The organism is Actinomycetota bacterium (assembly GCA_035697485.1).
In the GTDB taxonomy this organism is placed as follows: Bacteria; Actinomycetota; UBA4738; order UBA4738; family HRBIN12; genus JAOUEA01.
The window spans coordinates 120,186-140,823 of the sequence record DASSCU010000005.1; the positions used below are offsets into that span (position 1 = coordinate 120,186).

26 protein-coding genes are annotated in these 20,638 nt (G+C 70.0%); 6 read left to right on the plus strand and 20 right to left on the minus strand.

Going from position 1 to position 20,638, the window contains the following annotated elements; genetic code table 11:
• Positions 1 to 3 precede the first annotated feature (3 nt).
• From VFI59_00985 to VFI59_01010, 6 genes are read right to left on the minus strand one after another with little or no spacing between them, the layout of a single operon-like run.
• Positions 4 to 453, minus strand: a complete 450-nt coding sequence (locus VFI59_00985) for a hypothetical protein (protein ID HET6712276.1) — start codon at positions 451 to 453, stop codon at positions 4 to 6.
• Positions 454 to 509: 56 nt separating this feature from the next.
• Entirely contained in the window at positions 510 to 1,292 is a 783-nt protein-coding gene (cobA, locus tag VFI59_00990) for a uroporphyrinogen-III C-methyltransferase (GenBank protein ID HET6712277.1), read from the minus strand.
• Positions 1,289 to 1,939 (minus strand): bifunctional precorrin-2 dehydrogenase/sirohydrochlorin ferrochelatase, encoded by a 651-nt coding sequence (locus VFI59_00995; protein HET6712278.1) that lies wholly within the window; start codon positions 1,937 to 1,939, stop codon positions 1,289 to 1,291. Before VFI59_00995 ends, cobA begins: the two co-directional genes overlap by 4 nt.
• Positions 1,939 to 2,766, minus strand: a complete 828-nt coding sequence (locus tag VFI59_01000; protein HET6712279.1) for a phosphoadenylyl-sulfate reductase — start codon at positions 2,764 to 2,766, stop codon at positions 1,939 to 1,941. Before VFI59_01000 ends, VFI59_00995 begins: the two co-directional genes overlap by 1 nt.
• Positions 2,766 to 2,915 (minus strand): hypothetical protein, encoded by a 150-nt coding sequence (locus VFI59_01005; GenBank protein ID HET6712280.1) that lies wholly within the window; start codon positions 2,913 to 2,915, stop codon positions 2,766 to 2,768. Before VFI59_01005 ends, VFI59_01000 begins: the two co-directional genes overlap by 1 nt.
• On the minus strand, positions 2,912 to 4,633 hold the full coding sequence (locus tag VFI59_01010) for a nitrite/sulfite reductase (GenBank protein HET6712281.1): 1,722 nt from the start codon (positions 4,631 to 4,633) through the stop codon (positions 2,912 to 2,914). Before VFI59_01010 ends, VFI59_01005 begins: the two co-directional genes overlap by 4 nt.
• Before the next feature lie 335 nt (positions 4,634 to 4,968).
• On the opposite strand from VFI59_01010, the gene VFI59_01015 reads away from it, so the two are divergent.
• The 3 genes from VFI59_01015 to VFI59_01025 are packed head-to-tail and all read left to right on the plus strand — an operon-like array spanning position 4,969 to position 6,328.
• On the plus strand, positions 4,969 to 5,316 hold the full coding sequence (locus tag VFI59_01015) for a plasmid stabilization protein (protein ID HET6712282.1): 348 nt from the start codon (positions 4,969 to 4,971) through the stop codon (positions 5,314 to 5,316).
• A complete protein-coding gene (locus VFI59_01020) occupies positions 5,313 to 5,849 on the plus strand; it encodes a hypothetical protein (GenBank protein ID HET6712283.1) in 537 nt (178 codons plus the stop codon). Before VFI59_01015 ends, VFI59_01020 begins: the two co-directional genes overlap by 4 nt.
• Complete coding sequence (locus tag VFI59_01025; protein HET6712284.1) at positions 5,849 to 6,328, plus strand: YetF domain-containing protein; 480 nt, start codon at positions 5,849 to 5,851, stop codon at positions 6,326 to 6,328. Before VFI59_01020 ends, VFI59_01025 begins: the two co-directional genes overlap by 1 nt.
• Here VFI59_01025 and VFI59_01030 read toward each other — a convergent pair.
• The 5 genes from VFI59_01030 to VFI59_01050 all read right to left on the minus strand — a co-directional run bounded on the left by VFI59_01030 (position 6,325) and on the right by VFI59_01050 (position 9,954).
• Positions 6,325 to 7,194, minus strand: a complete 870-nt coding sequence (locus VFI59_01030) for a dihydrodipicolinate synthase family protein (protein HET6712285.1) — start codon at positions 7,192 to 7,194, stop codon at positions 6,325 to 6,327. The two genes, VFI59_01025 and VFI59_01030, sit on opposite strands and share 4 nt — an antisense overlap.
• A gap of 33 nt (positions 7,195 to 7,227) precedes the next feature.
• Positions 7,228 to 8,136, minus strand: a complete 909-nt coding sequence (locus tag VFI59_01035; protein HET6712286.1) for a proline dehydrogenase family protein — start codon at positions 8,134 to 8,136, stop codon at positions 7,228 to 7,230.
• A gap of 628 nt (positions 8,137 to 8,764) precedes the next feature.
• Positions 8,765 to 9,169, minus strand: coding sequence for an ATP-binding protein (locus tag VFI59_01040; protein ID HET6712287.1), 405 nt, complete (start codon positions 9,167 to 9,169; stop codon positions 8,765 to 8,767).
• 99 nt (positions 9,170 to 9,268) lie between these two features.
• Entirely contained in the window at positions 9,269 to 9,553 is a 285-nt protein-coding gene (locus VFI59_01045) for a hypothetical protein (GenBank protein ID HET6712288.1), read from the minus strand.
• A gap of 68 nt (positions 9,554 to 9,621) precedes the next feature.
• A complete protein-coding gene (locus VFI59_01050) occupies positions 9,622 to 9,954 on the minus strand; it encodes an STAS domain-containing protein (protein ID HET6712289.1) in 333 nt (110 codons plus the stop codon).
• A gap of 75 nt (positions 9,955 to 10,029) precedes the next feature.
• Here VFI59_01050 and VFI59_01055 point away from each other — a divergent pair, with 75 nt between their 5' ends.
• From VFI59_01055 to VFI59_01065, 3 genes are read left to right on the plus strand one after another with little or no spacing between them, the layout of a single operon-like run.
• Complete coding sequence (locus tag VFI59_01055; GenBank protein HET6712290.1) at positions 10,030 to 10,416, plus strand: ATP-binding protein; 387 nt, start codon at positions 10,030 to 10,032, stop codon at positions 10,414 to 10,416.
• Entirely contained in the window at positions 10,413 to 11,180 is a 768-nt protein-coding gene (locus VFI59_01060) for an RNA polymerase sigma factor SigF (GenBank protein ID HET6712291.1), read from the plus strand. The genes VFI59_01055 and VFI59_01060 overlap by 4 nt, the downstream gene beginning before the upstream one ends.
• 54 nt (positions 11,181 to 11,234) lie before the next feature.
• Positions 11,235 to 12,260 (plus strand): DNA topoisomerase IB, encoded by a 1,026-nt coding sequence (locus tag VFI59_01065; GenBank protein ID HET6712292.1) that lies wholly within the window; start codon positions 11,235 to 11,237, stop codon positions 12,258 to 12,260.
• A gap of 30 nt (positions 12,261 to 12,290) precedes the next feature.
• Here the strand turns inward: VFI59_01065 and VFI59_01070 are convergent, their stop codons facing one another.
• The 9 genes from VFI59_01070 to hisG all read right to left on the minus strand — a co-directional run bounded on the left by VFI59_01070 (position 12,291) and on the right by hisG (position 20,632).
• Positions 12,291 to 12,524, minus strand: coding sequence for a hypothetical protein (locus tag VFI59_01070; protein ID HET6712293.1), 234 nt, complete (start codon positions 12,522 to 12,524; stop codon positions 12,291 to 12,293).
• On the minus strand, positions 12,521 to 12,763 hold the full coding sequence (locus tag VFI59_01075) for a hypothetical protein (GenBank protein HET6712294.1): 243 nt from the start codon (positions 12,761 to 12,763) through the stop codon (positions 12,521 to 12,523). Before VFI59_01075 ends, VFI59_01070 begins: the two co-directional genes overlap by 4 nt.
• 5 nt (positions 12,764 to 12,768) lie before the next feature.
• Positions 12,769 to 13,119 carry a hypothetical protein gene (locus tag VFI59_01080; GenBank protein ID HET6712295.1) on the minus strand — a complete coding sequence of 117 codons (351 nt, stop codon included), beginning with the start codon at positions 13,117 to 13,119 and terminating at the stop codon, positions 12,769 to 12,771.
• Between the two features lie 62 nt (positions 13,120 to 13,181).
• A complete protein-coding gene (locus VFI59_01085) occupies positions 13,182 to 15,236 on the minus strand; it encodes a SpoIIE family protein phosphatase (GenBank protein HET6712296.1) in 2,055 nt (684 codons plus the stop codon).
• A gap of 116 nt (positions 15,237 to 15,352) precedes the next feature.
• Positions 15,353 to 16,648 carry an isocitrate lyase gene (gene aceA, locus VFI59_01090; GenBank protein ID HET6712297.1) on the minus strand — a complete coding sequence of 432 codons (1,296 nt, stop codon included), beginning with the start codon at positions 16,646 to 16,648 and terminating at the stop codon, positions 15,353 to 15,355.
• Positions 16,649 to 16,867: 219 nt separating this feature from the next.
• A complete protein-coding gene (locus tag VFI59_01095; protein ID HET6712298.1) occupies positions 16,868 to 18,145 on the minus strand; it encodes a hypothetical protein in 1,278 nt (425 codons plus the stop codon).
• Between the two features lie 89 nt (positions 18,146 to 18,234).
• Positions 18,235 to 19,032: a DUF4097 family beta strand repeat-containing protein gene (locus VFI59_01100; GenBank protein ID HET6712299.1), complete on the minus strand. Its 798-nt coding sequence runs from the start codon at positions 19,030 to 19,032 to the stop codon at positions 18,235 to 18,237.
• A gap of 21 nt (positions 19,033 to 19,053) precedes the next feature.
• Positions 19,054 to 19,506 (minus strand): histidine kinase, encoded by a 453-nt coding sequence (locus VFI59_01105; GenBank protein HET6712300.1) that lies wholly within the window; start codon positions 19,504 to 19,506, stop codon positions 19,054 to 19,056.
• 250 nt (positions 19,507 to 19,756) lie between these two features.
• Complete coding sequence (gene hisG / locus VFI59_01110) at positions 19,757 to 20,632, minus strand: ATP phosphoribosyltransferase (GenBank protein HET6712301.1); 876 nt, start codon at positions 20,630 to 20,632, stop codon at positions 19,757 to 19,759.
• Positions 20,633 to 20,638 lie beyond the last annotated feature (6 nt).

The following is a 20,638-nucleotide window of genomic DNA, read 5'->3' on the forward strand; positions in this document are numbered from 1 at the left end:
TGGTCAGGCGGTGGTCGTCGTGTCGGACGGTTCCATGGCCGTCCGCGCCGAGTCAGGGCTCGATACCTGCCACGGTGCCTGATCGTCGCTCGATCGCTGTCGGTCCTGCACGGAAGACTTCATCGCGCGCAGCTTCTCCGTGATCTGGTCGTAACGCTCCCGGCCGGCTCGGGTCCCCAGCAGGTAGGCGCCGCCGCCGATCACGATCGTGCGGACGATCCTGCCGCGGCGCTTCGGCGCCTTGGTCTCCACGGTGATGTGCTCGTTCCGAGCCAGCGCATCGAGCGCACGTGCCAGGGAGCCACGCTCTTCGTGCAGGTCCTCGCGGAGCAGACGAACCTCGTGCTTGAGGCGGTCGTTCTCCCGATCCATCTTGTCGAGACGTGTCTCGGTCATGCGTTCCCGGGCTCGATCGCCGAGATCGCCCATGCGTTCGGCCATGCGACTCGCCATGTCGATTCTCCCATCACTCGTGCCGGGCGAGATGCCCAGCGGTCGATACCAGGGAGTTACCCACGAAGGGTTCGGTCCACACCACCCGTCGCCGCGCGATGCAGGTATCGGGCGAGCGCAGACCTCGGCACCGAGACGACGTCGCCGACCACGAGCGTGGCGGGCGGGCCGATACTGGCCGCGGCGGCGAGCGTGGGCAGGTCGTCGAGGGTACCGACCACGGTGCGCTGCTCGTCGGTCCACGCCCACTGCACGACCGCGGCGGGCGTCGACACGTGCCGGCCCGCCTCGATGAGGGTGGAGCAGGTCTCGGCCAGCTTCCCAGCCGCCATCAGGACGACCAGGGTGTCGGTCGCCGTCGCCATGCGCGTGAGGTCGACGGTGTCCTCGGCGTGCGCGGTCGAGCCGGTGACGACGGCGAACGACCGGGCGACCGAGCGATGGGTCATCGGGATGCCGGCCGCAGCCGGCGCAGCGACGGCGCTCGTGATGCCAGGGACGATCTCGACGGGGATGCCGGCCTCGTCGCACGCGAGCATCTCCTCCCCGCCGCGCCCGAACACGAATGGATCCCCTCCCTTGAGGCGCACGACCACGTGGCCGCTCGCGGCCTCGTGCACGAGCAGGGCGCCGATCTCTCGCTGCTCCATCGCCTGCCTGCCCGGTTCCTTGCCGACGTAGATGCGGCGGGCGTCGGGCGGCGCCAGGTCGAGCAGGGCCGGGGCGGCGAGGCGGTCGTAAACGACGACGTCGGCCAGCGCGAGGACCCTTGCTCCCTTCACCGTGATCAGGTCGGGATCGCCGGGGCCCGCACCGACCAGTACGACGCGTCCAGTCATGCCGGCGCCTCTTGGAGCAGACGGTCCCTGAGCCTCGCCGCGAGCTCGTCGGCGCGACCGTCGCGGATCAGGGCCGCCGCCTCGCCGAGGTCGAGCGCGTCGGCCCAACGGCGCGCGCGCGTCGCGAAGTCGGGCAGCGACGGCGTCGTCTCGGCGCGCACCGTGCGCAGCACCGCCAGGACCTCGGACCATTCCTCGCCGAAGGAGGCAGAGAGTTCCGCGCGTAACTTCTTCGCCAAAGCCGGTGACGCGCCACCGGTCGCGATCGCCAGCACGAGCTCGCCGCGACGCACGACGCTCGGTGCCGACCAGTCGCAGTTGGGGATGTCGTCCATCACGTTCACCAGTGCCCGGCGGCTCCGGGCTTCGCGGGCGATCGCGTCGCGCTCGCCGGCCTCACGGCTCGCCGCGACGACGAGGAACGCGCCGTTCAGGTCGTCGGCGCGCCACGCTCGGCGTTCCACGACGACGCCGTCGACGCGCTCGAGTTCGTCGAGCCGAGCCGCCGGGACGGGCGAGACCACCAGCACGTCGTCGGCGCCGGCCCCGATCATCGCTTCGACCTTGCCCTCGCGCACGGCGTCGGCACCGATCACGACGCACCGCCGCCCCGACAGCTCGAGCATCACGGGATAGCCGAACGGCATCACGAGCCTCCCTCGACGGTGGCCTCCGCCTTCTCGCGATCGCTCCGAGACCCGGCGAGCTCCACGCTGCAGTGGATGCCGCACTCCTTCGCGGTGTCGTGCTCCCACCACCAGCGGCCGGCTCGCTCGGGCTCCCCCGGCTCGACCGGTCGGGTGCACGGCGCACATCCGATCGAGGCGTACCCGTGATCGAAGAGCTCGTGGTAGGGCACCTCGTGCGTGCGGACGTAGTCCCAGACCTCGTCGAGCGTCCAGTCCGCGAGTGGGTTCAGCTTCACGATGCCGCCGTGGTCGCGGTCGAGCTCGACCTTCGCGATATTGCGCCGCGAGGCCCACTGCTCGCGGCGAAGGCCGGCGATCCACGCGTCGAGCGTGGCGAGCTTGCGCCGCAGCGGCTCGACCTTGCGCACGGCGCAACACGCGAGCCGCAGATCGACGTCGCGATACATCAGATTCGGACCCTCCCGATTCACGAGCGAGGCAACCGCCGCCGTGTCCGGGTACTCGAACTCCACGGCGATGCCGTACCGCTCCCGCACCTCCTCGAACAGGGTGTACGTCTCGGGCGGCAGGCGTCCGGTGTCCAGCGTGAAGACCCGCACACCGGGGTCCAGCCGCCACGCCATGTCGATCAGCACCATGCCGTCGACGCCCCCTGCGGCGCTGATCGCGAGCTTCGGGTGGAACCGCTCGAGCGCCCACTCGAGCAGCTCCTCGGCCCGCGAGTGCTCGAACCGTTCGGCCGCGTCGTGCACCCACATCGCTTCCTCGGCGACCACCGGCATCGTCGGCTCGTGCCACGGTGCCCGCGGATCGGAATCGGCCATCAGCCCGCACCCCCCACGGTGATCGCGGTCAGCTCGAACCCGCGCTCGCACGACTCGCATCGCCATGCCGACCTCGCGGCGTCGTCGGGTCGGATGCCCTGCTCGCCGCAGAACGGGCAGTAGAACGGCACCGCACGCTCGCCCGTCATTGCAGCTCGCCGTGGTCGGGCGCCGGCTCGGCGAACCGGGCGAGCGCGGCGGCGTCGAGGGCGTTCACGAACGACGAGAATGTGTCGTCGTCGGCTCGTTGGCCGGCGTAGCGGCGCAGCAGCAGCTCGAGGTAGTCGGCCGCGTCCTCCGCGTAGATCTTCACCCCACGGACCTTGCGGCCGAAGGCCGCACCCTCGCCCATCGTCCCTCCCAGGTGCACGAGGAACGCATCGCTCTTCGTGCCGTCGGGTCGCGTGCGCAGCGCCGACATCAGCCCGATATCGGCGACCTGGAAGCGCGCGCACGAGTTCGGGCACCCGTTCACGTGGATGCGGACGTCCTCGTCGAAGCCCGGCAACCGAGCCTCGAGCTCCGTCGTGATCCAGGTGGCACGCCCCTTCGTCTCGCCGATCGCGAGCTTGCAGAACTCGATGCCCGTGCACGCCATCGTCGAGCGGCGGAAGACGCTTCCACGGGCTCGGAGATCGAGTCCGTCGAGGGCGGTGACGAGCTCGTCGGACCGACCGGCCGCCACGTCGACGATCACGAGCTTCTGCTGAGCGGTGGCGCGGACCGACCCCGATCCGTACGCGTCGGCGAGATCGGCGACGAGCCGGAGTTGGTGCCCGGCGATCCGCCCTGCTCGCGGGGCGAACCCCACCGACACCCGTCCGTCGCGCTGCGGCATCACGCCGAGGTGCTCCCGAGCCCCCATCGGCGCCGGTCGTGGTGGAGGCCCATCAGGCAGGGGTCCCCGCTCGAGGAACTCACCTTCCAGCACCTCACGGACGCGCTCGGGACCCCAGTCCTTCACGAGGAACTTCAGCCTGGCATGGTTGCGCGATCGCCGATAGCCGTACTCACGGAACAACGAGGTGACGCCCGCCCAGACCTCCGGTGCGCGCTCTCGAGGCACGAACGCGCCGAGGCGCTGGGCGAACATCGGGTTCGTCGACAACCCTCCGCCCACCTGCAGGTCGTACCCGAGCTCGCCACCGGGCCCGGCCACGCCCGCGAGCGAGACGTCGTTGATCTCGTGGTTCGTGCACCCGACGAGGCACCCGCTGATCGAGGTCTTGTACTTGCGCGGGAGGTTCGAGAACGCGGGATCGCCGACGAACCGCTCGGCCACCGCACGGATGTCCGGGGTCGCGTCGAACGCCTCGTCGGCGGTGACCCCTGCGAGCGGGCATCCGAGGATCACCCGCGGGGTGTCGCCGCAGGCTTCCTGCGTCGAGAGCCCCACTGACTCGATGCGCTCCCAGATCGCAGGCACGTCCTCGATGCGGATCCAATGCAGCTGCACGTTCTGCCGGTCGGTCACATCGGCGACGTCGCGGCCGAACCGTTCGCTCGCCCACGCGATCGCACGGAGCTGCTCCGTGGTCATCGCACCGCCGTCGATGCGGATGCGCATCATGAAGAACTCGTCCTCGAGCTCCTCGTGTTCGGCGCTCCCCGTGCGTTCGCCCGGCACGCCCTGCTTCCGCTGCGTGTAGAGGCCCCACCACCGCATGCGATTGCGCAGGTCCTGCTTGCCGATCGAGCGGAAGCCGCGGGGCGCGAAGATGCGCTCGATGCGCTCGCGCACGTTGAGACCGTCGTCTTCCTTCTTGATCTGCTCGGCCGGGTTCAGCGGCTCGTGATACCCCAGTCCCCACTGCCCCTCGCCGCGACGACGCGGGGTGCGGGTGACGGGGGTCGTGGTGTCGGTCATGGGACCTCCGGTGCTGCCGGTCCGGGGAACGCGAAGGGCCGCCGGTGGCGGCGGCCCGGGCGATGCGTGAGGTGTGGAGGATCAGGTCCGCGCGCGCGCGTCGGCGCACGAGGCGCCGCAGGCCGCGGGCATGCCGCAGAGGCGCGAGGGGATCATGGCCCCCACCAGCCCGGCCGTGCGCGTGCGGATCACGGTGATTCGTACCCCTCAGGTCGGATTTGCAGGTGCAACGTATCCGCGTCGCGGAACCGATGTCAAACCCGGTTTGCCCGTCGGCTCGACCGGGAACCACTCAAACGGTCCGGCCAACGCGTGGGTCCGACGAGGGGGGATCGATGCCGCAGAAGGCGTGGAGCGCTCAGCGGGAACGTCAGTACGAGCACATCAAGGAAGGGCTGCGTGATCGCGGCCGCTCCGAAGAGACGGCCGAGGAGATCGCGGCGCGCACGGTCAACAAGGAGCGTGCCCGCTCGGGGGAGGCGAAGACGAGCTCTCGCGCGTCACGCGAGGACATCTCGAGCGGACGCCGTGGGGGCGTCCGATCGCGCCGGGGTGCCGGCGGTCGTACCCGGGATCAGCTGTACGAGGAAGCGAAGGATCTGAACATCGAAGGTCGATCTCGGATGAACAAGGAGCAGCTGCTGCGGGCGGTGAATCGCCGCACCGGTCGACGAAGTCGGTGAGTGATGTGGCCCAGGGGGGGAGCACCACATCGACCCGGCCCGACGATGCGCCGATCGATCGTCAGCGCCGGTCGCGAGCGATGCGTCGCCTCGGTGTCGGGGCACTCGGTGCGCTCGTGCTGCTCGGCGCCGCGAACATCGTGGGTGTGCGGGTCGCTCGCTCGTCCGTCGTAGCCGACGGCACGAGCTTGGCGGTGACCTACGCGTCCGTCACGAGACCCGGCCTCTCGACTCCGTGGAACCTCGAGATCCGCCGCACCGGCGGCTTCCCGGGGCCGGTGACGATCGTCACCACCTCCAGCTATTTCGCATCGTTCGACTTCAACCAGTGGTACCCGGAGCCTTCGGACACCGCGGTCCGCGGTGACGACCTGGTGCTGACGTTCGAGCGCCCGGAGGGCGAGGTCTTCGAGCTCTCGTTCGACGGTCGTGCGACACCGACGTTCAACATCGGCGCGCGCGCCGTCACCGCGATCCAGACCGAGGGACTTCCACCCTTGTCGGTCGAGTACCGCACCGTGGTGATGCCCTGATGGAGATCGTGCTGCGGGCGGTCGTGATCTACGTCTTCCTCTGGATGCTCACCCGAGCGATCGGCAAGAAGGAGCTCGCCGAGATGTCCGCGTTCGAGCTCGTGCTGATCGTGACGATCGGTGACCTCGTGCAGCAGGGCGTCACCCAGGAGGACATGTCGGTCACCGGCGCGATGCTCGCGGTCGGCACGATCGCGCTGCTGGTCGTGACCACGTCGTACGTCGGCTTCCGGTGGCGCGGCTCGAAGAAGGTGATCGAGGGCGTCCCGATCGTCGTGGTCGACGACGGCAAGGTCGTCGACGAGGCCTTGGTGATGGAACGCCTCACGCCCGAGGAAGTCGTGTCGTCGGCGCGGGAGCAGGGGATCGCCGATCTCGCCCGGGTCCGCTACGGCGTGATCGAGCCCGACGGCACGTTCTCGTTCGTGCTGCGAGACCCTGAGCTCCGGCACATCCCGCCGCCGGAGAAGCCGAGCTAGCTCGAGCCCGACAGTTCCCGGAAGAGCGACAGCACCCGCATCCTCTCGGTGTCGGTGAGCCCGCGCAGGGGGGCTCGCACGTCGGGGCTGATCAGCACGTCGCGAGCGACGAGGACCTGCTTGAGCGCAGCGTGGAACGGGATGCCTGCGAGCTCGTCTCGCAGGCGGCAGACCTGGGTGTGCGCGGCCTCGCTCCGTTGGTGCACGAGAGAGGCCGTGAGCTCTGGGAACGCAGCGGCCAGGCCACTCACGCTGCCGACCGCCCCGGCACCCATGCCCTGCAGCGCGAGTGGCTCCGACCCGATGAAGACATCGAGCCCGAGCCTGAGGTAGGGCTCGACCGCAGTGAACGGCGAGTCCGAGACCTTCATGCCGACGACGTTGGGAGCCGACTCCCGTACCCGGGTCACGACGGCGAGCGGGATCGCGTAGCCGCTGCGCCCCACGAACTCGTAGACGTAGAACGGCAGAGGGTCTGCGGCGTTCGCTGCGCTCGCGAAGTGGCGCGTGAGCTCGTCGTCGTCGAGCGGGAAGTACGGTGGTGCGATCACGGCGACCGCCGCGGCGCCGATCTCCTGGGCGTGGGCAGCGAGTGCGATCGTGTCTCTCGAGGTCTGGGCCCCGGCGTGAACGGCGACCGAGAATCCGTCAGGAGCGTTCGCGACGAAGGCTTCCGTGACCGCCCGGCGCTCCGCCACGTCGAGGAGCAGGCCCTCGCCCGTCGTGCCGCACGAGAGCACGCCGTCGACGCCGCCGTCGGCGAGGAACCTCGTGAGCTGTTCGATCGCGTCGACGTCGACCGCGCGGCCACCGTCGCGCATCGGGGTCACGCTGGCAGCGATCGCTCCCTGCAGGCGTCGCATCATGGCCGGGAGTCTACGAGGGCGGATGTGGCAGGCTCAGACGAGGTTGCGGAGCGCCAGCAGGGTGTTCTCCACGGGCTTCTCGGCGATGCGGCGCATGAACCACGGGTACCAGGACGGGCCGTAGGAGATGAGGGTGCGGACCTCGTATCCCTCGCGGACCAGGCGACGCTGCTCGTCGGCCCGGATGCCGTAGAGCATCGCGATCTCGAACGCGTCTCGACCGCCGACCGCGTCCTCGATGCGAGCGATGAGATCGGTGTCGTGCGAGCCGAGCACGACCCGCCGGGCACCGCCGTGCACGAGGTGCTGCGCGAGCCGGAAGTAGCTCTCGTCGATCGAGCCTCTCGAGGAGAAGACGAGGTCCTTCGGCTCTCGATACGCGCCCTTCACGAGTCTGATCGAAGGATCGGAGGGCAGCAGGCGCCGGATGTCGTCGTAGGTGCGGCGCAGGTACGCCTGCAGGCACAACCCGACGTTCGGCGAGCGCTGGAGCGCCGCCTCATAGAGGTCGAGTGTCCCGTCGACGTAGGGGGTCGATTCGATGTCGATCCAACAGGTGCGGTCGAGCTCGGCGGAACGATCGACGAGACGCTCGACGTGGGTCGCCGTGATCGCCGGATCCTGGTCGTAGCCGAGCTGCGTGAGCTTCACCGAGATCTCGGCGTCGAGGTCGAGATCCTCGATCCGGTCCAGGAGCCGCAGGTAATCTCCGGCCGCCTCCGCGGCCTGGCCGAGGTCGGTCGTGTTCTCGCCCAGGCGCGTGAACGTCGCGGGTACGCCGGCGTCGCGGAACAGCCGTTCGGCCGCCTCGAGGGCCTCCTCGGCTGATTCGCCGGGCATGAACCTGGCGACGGATCGTTGCACGAACCGGAAGCGGGGAAGCCGGGTGGTCATCGTGGGGTTCTGCGACGCCCACAGGAGGGCTTCCTTGACCGGGTTCATCGCCCGGCATCCTACGTCGGCCATCCCCGCTCCCGCTGGGGACGACGTCAGGCGGCGTGGATCGTCGGCGGGGTCGGGACGGGCGACGGCTGCGGGGTGGGCTGGGGGGGTGGTGGCGGAGTCGGCGGCGCCGGCGGCCGGGGTGGGGGCATCGGATCGTGCCCCCGCCCCCGGCTCGGCGCGTGCGGCAGGGGGGGCCGCCGCACTCCCTTCGCGGAACCGGGATCGTTCGAGTCGGCGAGGAAGTTCAAGACGTCCTCCCGGGTCTGGGGCCGGGTCTGGGGCCCGGTCTGGGGCCGGGTCCGGCTTCCGGGCTCGGTCCCGGCGTGTCCGGCGAAGTGTCCTTGGCGTCCTTCCGGCGCTTCCGAGGCGCCTGAAGCACGTAGGCGTGTGGTTGCTCGTGCTGCCAGCACCAGCCCGTGGCGTTGTAGATCGACAGCACGGTCTCGCACGCCGGCTCCTCGCAGACCCGACCGGTCTCGTGCACCTGGCTGCTCCGAGCGTCGCCCGGCGCCATGCGGCCTCGCAGCGCGCGCTCGGGACTCATCGTGCTCATCGGATGGACCTCCCTGTCTGGGCGGAATCAGGACGGCCGATACCCGAGGGGTGAACGATCGAAACGTGGGGATCAGCGATCGGGCGGGCCGGTGTCGCCGTCGGCGAGTTCGAACCAGACACGATTGGCGCCGTCGTGATGCACCCCCCAGCGGTCGGCCAGTCGCGAGACGAGGAAGAGCCCCCATCCCGTTCCGTCCGGCGAGTCGGTCGTGCGTGCCTCGGGGGTGAATCCGGGACCCGGGTCGCACACCTCCACCCTGAGGAGGCCGGCGACGAGGGCGACCGAGAGCTCGATCCGCTGGCCCGACTCGATAGCGCCGTGACGCAGGCCGTTCGTGACCAGCTCACTCACCATGAGCCGGGCATCCTCGAGCACCTCGGGGGAGAGCCGGTCCGCCAGCCGGTCGATCTGCTGCCGGGCGAGCCCGACCGCCGCGGGGGTCGCCTCCAGATGGATCACGGAGGACGCGTTCACCGGATCCACCTCCGAGTCGTCGACGTCGACAGTTCGTTACCGAGAATGGGCTCGTTCCAAACCATCCGTGGGGCGACCACGGCCCGTTCTTCGTCCGCCTCAGACGGACAACGACATGCGGAAGCGCACGGCGTCGTCGCGGAGCCACTCGATGTCGTCGGCGAGCGCCTCGAGGAGCTGCGCCCGCATCGCGTCCTCGTCGTCCTCACCGGGCGGGGCAACGCCCTCGCAGGTCAGCGTGCATCGGGCCTGGTCGACCTCGATCGACACGATGGTGTCGTCGCCGCGCATGCGGCCACACGCCTCGCCGACCGCCACACGGACGTCGTCGATGCGCTCGGCGTCCGCGTACCGGGCGAGGAACCCGCCCACGAACGCGCGCACGGTGGCGAGCATCGCCTCGTGGGAGGGAACCCGGAGGGACGCGCGAAACGAAGGCTCTGCGGACGCGGTCACGCCGGCAGGTCGGCGAGCGAAGACTCGATCGTGAACGCCGAGTCGAGTCCGGTGAGCGCGATCACCTTGGCCGGCGAGCCCTGCACGCCCACCAACCGCAGCTCGCCGCCGCGTTCGCGCGCCTCCTTCAGGCACGAAACCAGGACCCCGAGGCTGCTCGAATCCATGAAGGAGACCTCGGTGAGGTCGACCGCGACACGCGGGGCGCCCTCCCCGAGTGCTGCGTCGAGCGCGGCTCGCAGCTCCGCCGACGTCGACAGATCGAGCTCACCCCGCACGTTCACCACGGTCCATGTTCCATGGGTGTGCGTTTCGAACGATGGCTCCACGGAGAACTCCTCTATCGTGACGATCGGCACAGACGGGACGTCGTGCCGCCGGGCGACCAGTATAGGAAGGAACGAGTGGATCACCTCGACGCAACCGTGCACCTAGGACTTCCCGCCGACCCCGCGTCGATCGCGGTGGTGCGTGCCGTCGTGGCGAGCGTGGCCTCGAGGCTGGCGCTCGCATACGACGCCGTGGACGACCTGCGGATCGCCGCCGCCGAAGCGTCGGCCCTGCTGCTGTCCTCCGGGTCGGAGGGGAGCCGGCTCTGCGTTGACCTCCAGCCGAGCGATGCCGACCTGCACCTCACGATCTGGGTCGAGGGGGCTGCCGCCGCCCCGGAGCTCGCGCGGCGAGAAGGGCTCGCATGGCAGGTGCTGGAGGGCCTGACCGACGAGGCCGACGTCCGGGAGGTCAACGGCAGCCCGGCGATCGAGCTCCGTCTGCGGACCGTGGCACGGTGACCGATCGCGATCCGAGCGCACGCGCGGGAACGACCCGCGGCCGTCCTGACGAGGCGGAGGTCGAAGCCCTGTTCGCGCGGATGCCCGATCCGGCCGCCCGAGACGAGATCGCGACGAGATTCGTGCCGTTCGCGGAGTACCTGGCACGCAGGTTCGCCGGCCGGGGCGAGTCGATCGAGGACCTCACGCAGGTCGCGATGATCGGCCTACTGAACGCCGTCGACCGGTTCGATCCGTCGCGAGAGGTTCAATTCTCGACGTACGCGGCCGCCACGATCGTGGGTGAGCTGAAGCGGCATTTCCGCGACAAGGGATGGGCCCTGCGGGTCCCGCGTCGGCTACAGGAGCTCGCCGTTCGCGTGAATCGTGCGCTACCGGAACTGACGCAGACGCTCGGGCGGTCACCCACGATCCCGGAGCTCGCCGAACACCTCGGGGTCAGCATCGACGAGATCGCCGACGCGATGGACGCGGTCCAGGCCTACTCGACCAGCTCGCTCGACACGCCGGTCGGGGAAGAGGGGCAGGCGCCGATCGATTCGCTCGGCGAGGACGATCCCTCGATCGCCTTGCTCGACGAGTGGTCGTCGCTGGCTCCCGCGGTGGCCGAGCTCTCCCCGCGCGATCGGCGCGTCCTCTACCTGCGGTTCTTCCGAGGCCTGACCCAGAGTGAGATCGCGGAGGACGTCGGGGTGAGCCAGATGCACGTGTCACGCATCCTGACGCAGACCCTCGAGAAGCTCCGGGGGGCGGCGAGCGCCTGAGGCGCGCTCGCCGGCAAGGGTTTCGTCGGAGGGCGAGGTGGGCAAGCTCTTCCCGTGCCACGATTGCATCGAGTCGACCCGTCTGCGCCGGGCCTCACCAGGCGCCGCCGCGGGACGGGCTTCTCCTACGAGGACGATCTGGGGTGCCCCGTGCGCGATGAGGAGGTCCTTGCGCGCATCCGAGGACTCGCGATCCCACCCGCGTGGACGGATGTGTGGATCTGCGCCGATCCGCAGGGGCACCTGCAGGCCGTGGGCGTCGACGCCGCTGGCCGTCGGCAGTACCGGTACCACCCGAGCTGGCGTGTGCGACAGGACGTTACGAAGTTCCGCCGGGTCGAGTCGTTCGCCCGCGCGCTGCCCGTTCTCCGCGAGACAATCGTGCGGGACCTCGGGCTCGACGGCGCCCCGAAGGAACGCGTGATGGCCGCCGCCGTGCGCCTGCTCGACCGAGCGACGTTCCGGATCGGTTCGGAGGAGTACGCCGATCGCCACGGTTCCTTCGGGCTCGCGACGATCCGCAAGAGCCACGTTCATGTCGAGGGGTCGGTGCTCACGTTCGACTACGTCGCGAAGGCCGGCGTGCGGCAGGTGCACCGGATCGACGACCCGCTCCTTGCGCCCGTGGTCGAACAGCTGAAGCAGCGCCGGAGCGGGGGACACGAGCTCCTCGCGTACCGCGACGGTCGGCGCTGGCGCGACGTGCGCTCGGCCGACATCAACGCCTACCTCAAGGAGCTGCTGGGCGAGGAACATTCCGCGAAGGATTTCCGAACCTGGCACGCGACCGTGCTCGCCGCGATCGACATCGCACGGGTCCCGGCTGCGGGTGACGGCGGACGCGCCGCGAAGCGCAGCATCGCGACGACCGTGCGCCGCGTCGCCGATCATCTGGGCAACACGCCTGCGGTCTGCCGGGCCTCTTACATCGACCCCCGGGTGTTCGACCGGTTCCGAGAGGGGCGGACCGTGGCGCCGGCGCTCCGCCGGGTCCCCGCCGACGACGACGAGGCCAGGGAAGCCGTGGAGCTGGCCGTGCTCGATCTGCTCGGTGACGAGGGCGCGACCCTCGCCGCCTGATCGTCGTCGGGCACCTCTGGACGGCCCCGGCTAGCGCTCGGGGTCGACGGTCTGATCCGACGTCCTGCGTTCGACGTCGAGTCGCTCCTCGTCGGCGGAGGCGAGCGAGGGGCCGACGACCAGATGTCCGCACGAGAACTCGATCACCTCGCGGCTGTCGGCTCGTTGGGCTGGCTCCCGGCTCGCGGGATCGGCGTCGTACTCGATGTCGACCATCGTGCCCTCTCGGCAGACCGGGCACACCCGATCGATCGGCTCGCTCACAGCAGGGGCTCCAGTCGTGCGCGGTGGGTGAGGGCGTCGTCGGGCACTTCCACGAGCCGCTCGTTCATGCGGCGGTGCTCGGGCTCGTGCACTCGCAGCGGCAGGGCGACGACCGCGGGACCCGTGTAGGCCCAGCCATCCCCGTCGCGGTGGGCCACGGATCGAGTGCAGTCACAGCGCACCTCGTCGCCGTCGAGGGGAACGCGATCGTCGCAGGCGAGGCAAACCAGACGTCTCATGTCGCTCAGCTCTCCTGGGGCGTCGTCGCACGGCGACGCTCGCCGTAGGGCACGGGGTCACCCAGCTCTTCGCGGACCAGACCCTCCCGGTCGGCGATCGGGCGTTCGGTGTCGGACGGCTCATGACCGGGGTCGGGAGATTCGAGGCTGGAGTACCCGGCCCACAGGAGGGCGAGGAGCGTCCCCGCGATCACGGCCGCGACCAGCACCATGACGCTGCCCCGCTCCCTCGACTCGAAGGCTGCGGCGGCGATCGCTGCGCCGACCGCGAGGCCGACGAGCGGTCCGACGATCACGGCGGTCACGATCCGTCGGCGCAGCCTGGCGCCGATACGGCCGATGGATGGGTCGCTCATGGGTCCTGCGTTCCCCGACGACCCGTGATCCAAACGCGTCCATGGAGGACCCGGGATGCTCCTCAGCGCTTCTTGATCACGACCAGGGCGACGTCGTCGTCGAGCGCGATCGGCTCGATCAGGGCACGCTGGACTCGGGCGACGATCTCGTGGGCGGATAGCCCGGTGCAGGTGGAGAGCAGCTCCGCGAGGCGGGTCTCGCCGTCGTCGATGTTCGCTCCGCGCCGCTCGACGAGTCCGTCGGTGTAGGCGACGATGACCTCGCCCGGCCGCAGGTCGACCGCCACGTCGTGCAGCTCCGGGTCCTGGAACGTGCCGAGGAGCGTGCCGGGGGCCCCCACGTGCTCGACGCGCCCGTCGGCGCGCAACGCGAACGGCATGGGATGCCCCGCCAGGCAGATCGTGACCCGCAGGTGGTCGTCGTCCGGATGCAGCCGCATCTCGCACGCCGTGCAGAAACGCTCGGTCGCGACCCGCTCGGCCCGCAGCAGCTCGCTGTTGAGGGCGCCGAGCACGGCGCTCGGTCGCTCCTCGTACCGAGCGAGCGTTCGCACCGTGTGTGCGGCGAGCCCCATGACGGCGGCGGCATCGGGCCCCTTCCCCGAGACGTCCCCGATCACGACGCCCCATGTACCCTCCCCGTGCGGGAAGACGTCGTAGAAGTCGCCGCCGACCTCGTCGTTCGGGGAGAACGGCAGGTACAGAGCGGCGAGCTCCACGCCGTCGATGTCGGGCATCGTCGCCGGCAGCAGGCTCCGTTGCAAGGCTCGAGACATCGCCGCTCTACTGTCGTGGAGCGAGGCGCGTTCGAGGGCAGAGGTGATGCGGTTCGCGGCCAGCTCGAGCAGCTCGACGTCGTCGCTGGTGAAGTGACGAGGCTCGTGCGTGGCAACGTGGATCACGCCGCGCACCTGGCCCCGGTAGACGAGCGGCACCCCCATCAGGGACGACATCATGTCGGTGAGCCAGTGCCTGACCACCTCGTACGTGGAGACGTCGTCGATCACGAGGGGCGAGACGGTGCTCGCGATCTTCCCGGCGATGCCTCGTCCGATCGGGACCGCCGCGGCCGGCCCGTCGGTCTCCACGCCGACGGTCGTGTGCTCGATCAACTCGGTGCCCGTGCGATCGAGCAGGAGCAGCGTCGCCGAATCGGTGCCGAGGATCTCCCGGAGCGTGTGCAGGAGCTGGTCCGCGAGGTCGTCGAAGTTCAGCTGGGTGAGGGTCGCGTCGGTGACCGCCTGGATCTGCTGCAGACGCTTCGTCAGGTGCAGGAGCCGCTCCTGCGTCTCGATCCGTTCCGTGACGTCCTGGAACACCGTGACGGCCCCGGCGATCGAGTCGTCGTCGCTCCTGCGGATCGGAGCGGAGTCCACCTCGATCATCACGGTCGTGCCGTCGCCCCGTTCGATCGACATCGGCTCCCCGATCACGACGGCTCCCGTCCGGATCGATCGACTCATCGGGTAGTCGCGCGGCTCGTACTCGCCGCCGTCAGGCCGGCGCGCGACCCATGGGAGCGCGAGGTGAGGCGAACCGATCCTGGTGCCGAGCGGGTACTCGAAGTCCAGGATCTCGCGCGATCGCGCGTTCTGCATCGTGATGGCCCCCGCCGCGTCGGCGACCATGACCCCGTTGGGCATCTGCTGGAGGATCTGGTGCATGGTGTTCCGCTCGGCGGCGAGCGCGCGCGCGAGGGTCTCGATCTCGACCCGGGCGTCATCCGCCTCATCACGCGCCGCCTCCTTCAACGCGAGGGAGTACGCGACGATGAACGAGAGCGCGACGAACACGCCGACCGCGATCAGATCCTGGGGTCGGGTCGCCCCGATACCCGTCTCCGGGTTCACCGCGAGCACGGAGACCAAGACGCCCGACGCGGAGGTGGCGATCAGGCTGGCGCCGAGCCGCCCGACCAGCGCGGCCCCCACCGTGGCGACGAGGAACGGCACCCCGGGGAAGTGATCGAAGACGTACAGGTCCACCGCCATCCAGGCAGCGACGCAGGGCAGGATCACCGCGAGCACGAGGCCGAGGACGAACTCCCTGTTCTCCGGCGGTCGCCACAGCCTCCGCCCGAGGGGGGCTCGCGGTCGCTGGCTCGTCCGTTCGCTCATCGCTCCACCTGATCGGGGCGTTCAGGATACGCGTGGGCGCGCGGGAAGACCGGTGGATCGCGGACGTCACCCGGCGCCGGAGCGATCGATGCGCCGCCGCAACGGGCCGGAACCGCTCACTCCTGGAACTGCGCCTCCTCGGTCGAGCCCTTGAGCGCGAGCGTCGAAGAGCTGCCGCCGCTGATCACGGTCGAGACCCTGTCGAAGTAGCCGGTCCCCACCTCGGCCTGGTGCCGCGTGGCGGTGTAGCCCTCGGCCTCCATCGCGAACTCGCGCTCCTGCAGTCGCACGTACGCGCTCATGCCTTCGGTGGCGTAGCCGCGCGCCAGCTCGAACATGCTGGCGTTCAGCGCGTGGAATCCGGCGAGCGTGATGAACTGGAACCGGTAGCCCATCGCTGCGAGCTCCTTCTGGAACCGCGCGATCGTCGAGTCGTCGAGGTGCTGCTTCCAGTTGAACGACGGACTGCAGTTGTAGGCGAGCAGCTTCTCGGGGTACATCGCGTGGATGCCTTCGGCGAACGCCCGCGCCTCCTCGAGGTCCGGCGTCGAGGTCTCGCACCAGATCATGTCGGCGAAGGGCGCGTAGGCCTGGGCCCGTGCGATCGCGGCCTCCATGCCGTTCGTCACCTGGTGGAACCCCTCGTGGGTGCGCTCACCCTTCACGAACCGCCGATCGCGCGGGTCGATGTCGCTCGTGAGCAGCGTCGCGCCGAGGGCGTCGGTGCGGGCGACCACCAACGTCGGCACGCCGGCCACGTCGGCGGCCAGCCGGGCGGCGGTGAGCGTGCGGATGAACTGATCCGTCGGCACCAGCACCTTGCCCCCCAGGTGCCCGCACTTCTTCTCGCTCGCGAGCTGGTCCTCGTAGTGCACGCCGGCGGCGCCGGCCTCGATCATCGCCCGCATCAACTCGAAGGCGTTGAGGGCGCCACCGAACCCCGCCTCGGCATCGGCCAGGATCGGCACCATCGAGCGGGTCTCGGCACCTTCGCTCCACGCGATCTGGTCGGCCCGGCGCAGCGCGTTGTTGATGCGACGCACGACCGCCGGAACCGAATTCGCCGGGTACAGCGACTGGTCGGGGTACGTCTGCCCGGCGAGGTTGGCGTCGGCGGCGACCTGCCATCCGCTCAGGTAGATCGCCTGCAAGCCCGCCTTGACCATCTCGACGGCCTGGCCGCCCGTCATCGCCCCCAGAGCGTTCACGTACTCGGTCTCGGTCACCAGTTCCCACAGACGCTCGGCGCCCCGTCGGGCGATCGTCTGCTCGACCGGGAACGAGCCCCGCAGACTGATCACGTCCTCGGCGGAGTAGTGGCGCTCGACGCCGCGCCACCTCGGCGCAATCTCCCACTCACGCTCGAGCGCGTCGGCCTCTCGTGCGATGCGTTCCTCGATCGTCTCGCCCATCTCGATGACCCCCTTGTCGCGTTCGCCTACCCCGGAAACGAAAGGACCCCCCGTTCGACGAGAGGTCCCCCTGGCGCGCACGGACGCGGATCGCGTCCACGAGCGCCCCTACGCGCTCGATACGTTGTTGAATGCTGATTCAAACATCTACGTGGATTGTGCCACATGGCCCCGGGGGGGTGTCAAACGCGGGCTTGGAGTCGCCGTGGCCTGCGCAGGTCACGAGCCCAACAAGCGGGTGACCGCGAACCGACGACGCCCTCGGTCGAAGGCTTCACCCGCGACGACGATCCGGCCGTTGTCCTGGAGGGCCACGTCTCGAGCGGTGTCGCTCCCGCCGGCGAAGTCGACGATCACCCGGCCGTCCTTCGAGAAGCCCTGATCGTAGGAGCCGTTGGACTTCAGGCGCACGATGCCGAAGTGGTCCTTGCCGGACCGCCTGATGCGCCCGACCACCACGATGCGCCCGTTGGGTTGTACCGCGACAGACTGCGCGAACTCGTAGTCCGATCCGAACGCCAGGATGCGGACCCCGTCGCCGTGGAAGGTGTCGTCGAGCCGCCCGTTCTGGCCGTAGCGCAGCACCCCCCAATCGGCCTTGCCGCCGTTCGCGGCGTGGCCGACGACCACGAGCTTCTCGTCGGGCTGCTCGGCGAGCCCGTACGCGGTGTCGGACCCGTTCGCGACGTCGGTGATCTTCACACCGCGCTTGCCGAATTCGCGGTCGAGCGTCCCCCCGATCAGGAACCGCGCGATCGCGATGCGGGGAGAGAGTCCGGATTCGGCCGAGCCGACCGCGACGACCTTGCCTCCGGCGGCGATCGCCAGGTCGTTGATCTGCTCGTCGCTCGCCGTGAGGTCGACCGTCACGCGGCCGTCGCCACCGAAGTCGCGGTCTCGCGGGCCTTTCGGACGCAGGCGGGCGAGCGCCCAACGGCTCGTCTCGCCGTTGGATGTCGACCCGCCGATGACGATCTTGTCGTTCGCGCCGACCGCCACGGCGTTCGCGCCCTGGAGCTCCTTGCCGAAGTCGACGAACGTGATCCCGTCCTCGGAGAAGTCGCTGTCGAGCACGCCGCGCGGCCCGTAGACGGCGACCGCCATGAGGCTGCCCGACGGGCGCACGCGTTGTCCGGCCACCACGATGCGCCCGTTCGACCCGATCGCGACGTCGAACCCGTAGTCGGTGCCCCCGAGGTCGGTGGTGACCCGCCCGTCGCCGCCGCCGAAGTTCCGATCGAGGGTGCCGTCGAGACGGAAGCGGGCGAGCGCGAAGTCGGTGTCGTCGTCGAGGGTGTACCCGGCGACGAGGATGCGTCCCTTGCCGTCGATCGCGACCCCGAACCCCGTGGCGCCCTTTGGGAACGCGGTGGCGCGTCCGTCGTTCGAGAACGAGCGGTCGAGCTGGCCCGCCGCTGCCTGCGCGGGAAGTCCGTGCGCGAGCACCACGAGCCCGGCCGCGATCGACGCGAGGCTGCGGACCCGTCTGCCCTGCATCTCGTACACCCCTCCCCGGTGGGCTGCCCGGCGAGGGTATGGGCGAGACGCGGTGCAGGTCAAGGCACCCGGTACGCCCTCCGGATCGCTCAGGCCGTCGACACGGCCCGCTCCGGCGCTCGACGGATCCGGATGTCGCCGCTCACGCTGGTCGCCACGATCTCGAAGTCGGCGCCGGCGTCGCCTTCGGCACCGACGTCCAGCTCCGAGACCGCATCTCCCGAGGTCGACGAGACGTCGAACCAGACGCGCATCCCCATCGGCACCCCGACGGCGATGTCGCCCGAGACGGTCCGCAGCCACACGGTCGATCCTGCCGAAGCGATCGAGATGTCCCCCGACCCCGAGGCCATGCGTGTGGAGCCGGTCGTGGCCGCGACCTCGACGTCACCGGAGGCGGTCCTCGTCTCGAGATGCCCACCGACCGAGCCGACGGTGATGTCCCCCGAGGCGGTCGTGACGGTCAGGTCGCCGCCCACCTCGTCGATCTGCACGTCGCCGCTCGCGCTGCGCACTCGCGCGTCTTCCGTGACCCGCTCGACGAACACGTCGCCCGAACCCGACTGCACGTGCGCGTTCGCCACCTCGACCTCGACGCGCACGTCGCCCGAGCTGGTCCCGACGTCGACCGTCGCGCCGACGGGCACCGCGATCGTCGCATCGACGGTGCGACCGCGGAACCCCCATCCGTCCTTGCGTTGGGTGACCTCGAGGCGGGTGCCGCGTTCCGCCGCGTCGTGTTCGATCGAGACCTCGCCGGGGTCGCGCGCGCCCGCGATCGTCACGGTCGCGCGGTCGTCGGTCGCACGCTCGATGCGCACGTCGCCCGAGCGCATACGGACGCGCAGCTGCAGGATCCCGGTCACGGCGTACGTCATCGATGCCATCGTTGCCTCCTCGTGTTCGTCCTAGCCCTGCCCGAATCCGGTCAGGCGGCTGCCGACCGCGCGGCGACCGCGGTGGTCGAGCGCCTTCGTCACGGCGGCGACGAGCCATGCGTTCGTCGACCGGCCATCCCGAACCGCCGCCGCTTCCACCCTCGACTTCAGCGACGCCGGCATGCGAAGCGTGAGCCGGCTCGTGTCGCCGTCGTCCGCGTCGAGCGCCGCGTCGGGGAGCGACTCGTCGGACACGTACACGAGCTCGACGTCCCGCCCCGCCAGGCGCACCTCGACGTGCCCCGCCCCCATCTGGTCGCTCAGCTCGAGCGCCGCCTGACCCAGGGCATCGAACAGGCGGAGCTGCAGCGACGATCGGAGTACGGCCGCGAGGCGACCGGCCGCCATCGACGCCTGGTCGTCGCCCGACGTCACCGACTCGAGGTCGGCCTCGACCGCATCGAGGAACGGCGCGGTCTCCACTTCAGCGCTCCCGTCGGTCGGTCCACGGGCTCGGCCGGCGGGGCCCGGCGCCTGTGCGCTTCGATCGATGATGCTCCGCGGCCAGCCTCAGATGCTCCATGCGGAAGCGTATGAGTTCGGTGCGCAGTGTTGGATCCATCATGGCGTCCTCCTGACGTCTGCAGCTTGTCGGCATGACGTCATCATGACGTCATGGCTGTCCGATGTCAACCCGTGCGAGACGAGAAGGGGGTCGAGCGCTCGGAAGCCGTCAGGGAACGATCTTGGAGATCGGGAGCTCGAGGATGTCGGTGGCCCCGGCGGCCTTCAGCTCCGGGATCAGCCGGTTCACGCCACGCTTGTCGACGACCGTCTCGATCGCGTACCCGCCGTCGGCCAGCGGCGACACGGTCGGAGCCTTCATCGACGGCACCACCGCGAGCACCGCGTCGCGGGCGCCCTCGGCCACGTTGAGCTTGATCAGCACTCGGCCCTCGGCCGCCAGCGCGCCGAGCAACAACGTGGTGATGTCGTCCATCGCGGCGCGCTTCGCCGGATCGGCTGCGGCGGCTCTGTTGGCGACGAGCACGGGGTCGGACGTGAGCAGGGTCTCGATGATCTTCATGCCGTGTGCCCGCAAGGTGCTGCCCGTCTCCGTGACGTCCACGATGGCATCGACGATCTCGGGTACCTTCGCCTCGGTGGCACCGTAGCTCCACGCGACCTTCACCGGGATGCCGAGCCCGGCGAAGTGTCGCTCCGCGAGGTGCACGAACTCGGTCGAGATGCGCGAGCCGGGGGGCATCTCCTTCGCGCTGTTCGCGGGGTGCTCGTTCGGCACCGCGAGCACGATCTTCGTGCCGTGGCCGGTCCCCGTCTTCGCGTAGCTCAGCCTCGTGAGCACCTCGACGTCGCTGCCGGTCTCGGCGATCCAGTCCTGCCCGGTGATGCCGAGGTCGAACAGACCATCGGCCACGTAGGTCGGGATCTCCTGCGGGCGCAGCACGCTGACGCGTTCGATGCGGTCGTCGTCGACGCTGCCGTGGTAGTCGCGGCTCGAGGAGCGGCGCACCGTGAGGTCCGCGGCCTCGAACAGGCGCAGGGTCTGCTCCTCGAGCGAGCCCTTCGGGATCACGAGCTTCAGCATGGGCGT